This is a genomic window from 'Santalum album' aster yellows phytoplasma, assembly GCF_018283495.1.
GTDB lineage: Bacteria > Bacillota_I > Bacilli_A > Acholeplasmatales > Acholeplasmataceae > Phytoplasma > Phytoplasma asteris.
Genome location: NZ_JAGVSK010000017.1, coordinates 1 through 4,514 on the forward strand (window position 1 = coordinate 1; position 4,514 = coordinate 4,514).

A 4,514-nucleotide genomic window follows, 5' to 3' on the forward strand; every position below is an offset into this window, starting at 1 on the left:
TTTGCATGGGTTGGGAGGTAGTAAAGTTTTGATTAATTAAATTTGGGACTACTTGGAGGTTAGATTTTAAATTTTTATAATAATATTTATTTTTTTTAGGCCTTAACTTACAACAAATATTATTTTCTTTCATGATAAGATAAACTTTTTTCTTAGTAATAAATTCGTTAAAAATTTCTTGGTATAAATCAGTAATTTTACGATGACCGTAAAAATATTCATTTTGTAAACATAAAGTTTGAATACGTTGTTGTTGCAAAAAATATTTTGTTTCTTTAAATTTTAACTTTTTTTCAATTTTTAGCCAATAATAATAAGTACTTCGATTAATACGAATTACTTTCAAAATGGTAGTAAGATTTAAGTCATTTTCAAATTTTTTAATTAAATTAAAAACTATTTTTTTATTAATAGTTTGAATGTGAGAAACCATATTTTGTAATAATTTTATTTTTTTCTTTAATTTTTGCATTATTAACACCAATTATCTTAATATTTTTTATTAATTCCAAAAATAATTATAACTAAAAAATGCATTAAAACTTAATTTTAAAATATATTTATTAAATTATCAAGTCTAAAAGTACTCAACAACGAGCGTAGCGAACTAGGCGGCCAGCCGAAGTACATCTAAATTAACTCTTACCCTCCTCCTATAAAGTCCCCTTTAGGGGATTTAGGGGTTTTTTAATTTGACCGTTAAATTTTTTAATTTGACGGGCACATGTTTAGATAATATATTTCACATTTAAACATTATATGTCATGATATAATATAATAAATTTATTATTTATAATTAAATATAAAAACCTATCAAGGGTTTTTATATTTAATTATTATTATTAATATTATTATATTTAATATTAAATATAATAATATTAATGATATATGTTTCTAATAAGATTAAACCCGAATTAAGTATTATTTATCACAACCCAATTCAAAACAGCCTTGGAGGGCTTTTTGAATTGGGGTTTAGTTTTACCCACGGGTTTAATCTTATTAGAAACATACCATTATATAGTTAGGGCAAAAAAACGAAAAAGTTGCATATAAAACGACATGGGATTAAATTTTTTTACGTAATAATGCGGAGTTCATTTTGGGGTTTGACGTAATTACGTAGTTTTTTGAAAATTAAGAGAAAAAAGTTGCAAAAAAATCGCACCAAAAATATCTCTAAAAAATAAAAAGACCCTCAAATGAGGGGCTAAAAAATAAAGTTTTAAAAAACGATCCGTTTAATTTTGAATGTAAATCTCCAAAATTTAGAGTGGTGTTTATGCGGGTTTTGAGAGATTAAAGCTTTGAGGCTAAATTCTGGTTAACGGGGTCAAATGCAACTAGTATTACCTAGGTTTGATTTAGTCGCAGCGAAAGAGCAAAATAACCCCCTTAAATGGCATTCTAGATTTAGTGCTGGAATGTTTCCATCCTCTCAGCTGAGGTGATCAAGTTTGGGGTAGTAAATTATTTTCTTCCATTTTCTGAACATTATATAATATCGTTAAATATTTTTATAAGTTCTTTGTTTGATCTTTGATTTTCATCTTCTAATATTATGTTTTCATGTTTATTTAAAATTCATTAAGTTCCTTTTTTCTTCTTTTTTTAATTTTCATATATGCTCTTTTGTATATTTTATAGAGCTGTTATAATATTTAAATATTTTATAAAAATACTCCCCTTTCACTAAGGGTAATTCTTGGTATACTTCGTGAAAAATAAAGAAAATAATTTACTACTAAACTTGATCACCTCAGCTGAGAGGATGGAAAACATTCAGCACTAAATCTAGAATGCCATTTAAAGAGGTTATTTTGCCCCTTTCGCTGCATTCGTCAAACCTAGGGTAATACTAGTTGCATTTTGACCCCGTTAAATTTAATTTAGCCTCAAGTTGACCCTCAAAGCCGCATAAACCTCACTCTAAATTTTGAGATTTACCCTTAAAATTAAACGGATCGTTTTTTAAAACTTTATTTTAGCCCCTCATTTGGGAGTCTTTTTATTTTTAGAGATATTTTGGTGCGATTTTTTGCAACTTTTTCTCTTAATTTTCAAAAAACTACGTAATTACGTCAAACCCCAAAGGAAATGAACTCCGCATTATTACGTAAAGATTTAATCCATGTCGTTTATATGCAACTTTTCGTTTTTTTGCCCTAACTATATATAATGGTATGTTTCTAATAAAATTAAACCCGTGGGTAAAAACTAAACCCCAATTCAAAAAGCCCTCAAGGCTGTTTTGAATTGGGTTGTGATAAATAATACTTAATTCGGGTTTAATCTTATTAGAAACATATATCATTAATAGCCAATATAATATCAATAAATATAATAATATTAATAATAATAATTAAATATAAAAACCCTTGATAGGTTTTATATTTAATTATAAATATTATATTATATCATGACATATAATGTTTAAATGTAAAAATATATTATCTAAACATGTGCCCGTCAAATTCACTTAACGGTCAAATTAAAAAACCTAAACTCCCCTAAAGGGGACTTTATAGGAGGAGGGTGGGGTTAATTTAGATGTACTTCGGCTGGCCGCCTAGTTCACTTCGCTCGTTGTTGAGTACTTTTTAGACTTGATAATTTAATAAATATATTTTAAAATTAAGTTTTAATGCATTTTAGTTATAATTATTTTTGGAATTAATAAAAAATATTAAGATAATTGGTGTTAATAATGCAAAAATTAAAGAAAAAAATAAAATTGTACAAATATGGTTTCTCACATTCAAACTATTAATAAAAAAATAGTTTTTAATTTAATTAAAAATTTGAAAATGACTTAAATCTTACCATTTTGAAAGTAATTCGTATTAATCAAGTACTTATTATTATTAGCTAAAAAAATTGAAAAAAGTTAAAATTTAAAGAAACAAAATATTTTTGCAACAACAACGTATTCAAACTTTATGTTTACAAAATGAATATTTTTACGGTCATCGTAAAATTACTGATTTATACCAAGAAATTTTTAACGAATTTATTACTAGAAAAAGTTTATCTTATCATGAAAGAAAATAATATTTGTTGTAAGTTAAGGCTAAAAAAATAAATATTATTATAAAATTTAAAATCTAACCTCCAAGTAGTCCCAAATTTAATTAATCAAAACTTTACTACCTCTGTATGCAAAAACTATTTACCGACATTACTTATTTTCCTACTTCTCAAGTTTATATATTTTGCTTGTGTTATTGATTCTTTAATGATTATTGCCTCCACACTTCAAACCGACAAAATAAAATTATTTATTACAATCAAAAAAATTCCTACTTTAAAAACCCCTTGTATTATTCATTCTGACCAAGGTAAAGTTTATCAATCTCTACAAAGTACAAAAAGTTTTAACTAAAAGGGTTTTTAATTAGTATGTCTCGTAAAGCAACTTACGTGATAACGCTGTCATTGAAAATCTTTGGCCAGATGAAAAGTATTTTATCCAGCTTAACATCCCTTTTATTCCAAAAAACACCAGAAATAAAATCAAAAAATTATCAACCAATTCCTTCTTTTTGGAATAATAAATGATTATTAACTAAATTAAACAATTTATCTCCTTTGCAATACTTTCAAACTTTTAGATAAATGACTAATTATGGATATATGAAACATAACCTTTGAAAAAGGTTGTTTTTGTCATCATTTTTCTGAGGCAATAAGTCCACGACCGGTAATAATGCGTTAACTCATGTCGTTTATGTGGGTTCATTTTCGACCTATATATGAATGTGGGGATTAAAATATTCAAAAATCTTTTGAAACTAGCAGAACCAATGAAAGAGCGACCAGACATTTTTAAGTGTAATCGAGGTATTTGATAATTTGAAAAGATATTTTAAATGTATATCTACACCACTATATATGAGCCGAAAAAATGAAAAACTCACCATTAAAAACGACATGAGTTAAATTTTTTTACAATAATGCGGAATTTATTGTTTTTTGTAGAAAAAAATGCATGACAAAACAACCTTTTTTCAAAGGTTATAAGTTTATATATCCATAATTAAATATTTATCTAAAAGTTTGAAAGTATTGCAAAGGAGATAAATTGTTTAATTTAGTTAATAACCATTTATTATTCCAAAAAGAAGGGAATTGGTTGATAATTTTTTTGATTTTACTTGGTGTTTTTTGGAATAAAAAGGGATGTTGGTTGGATAAAATACTTTTCATCTGGCCAAAAAGATTTTCAATGACAGCGTTATCACGTGGGGTTGCTTTACGAGACATACTAATTAAAAACCCTTTTTTAGTTAAAACTTTTTGTACTTTTAGAGATTGATAAACTTTACCTTGGTCAGAATGAATAATACAAGGGGTTTTTAAAGTAGGAATTTTTTTGATTGTGTTTAAAATTAATTCTTTATTTTGTCGGTTTGAAGTGTGGGAGGCAATAATTTGATTATTAAAAGAATCAATAACACAAGCAAAATATATAAATCCTTGAGAAGTAGGAAAATAAGTAATGTCGGTAAATAGTT

The 4,514-nt window shown here is 25.9% G+C and carries 2 protein-coding genes and 1 pseudogene; 1 reads left to right on the forward strand and 2 read right to left on the reverse strand.

What is annotated here, in order from left to right; all coding sequences use genetic code 11:
• A partial coding sequence (locus tag KE631_RS02490) for an IS3 family transposase (protein ID WP_425305911.1) occupies window positions 1-472 on the reverse strand: 472 nt, incomplete at its 3' end.
• 2,223 nt (window positions 473-2,695) lie between these two features.
• Between KE631_RS02490 and KE631_RS02705 the strand changes: the two are divergent.
• Window positions 2,696-3,558 (forward strand): annotated as a pseudogene (locus KE631_RS02705) (transposase).
• 486 nt (window positions 3,559-4,044) lie between these two features.
• Here KE631_RS02705 and KE631_RS02500 read toward each other — a convergent pair.
• Window positions 4,045-4,514, reverse strand: a 470-nt coding sequence (locus KE631_RS02500; protein ID WP_212509263.1) for a DDE-type integrase/transposase/recombinase, incomplete at its 5' end; no start/stop codon positions are given.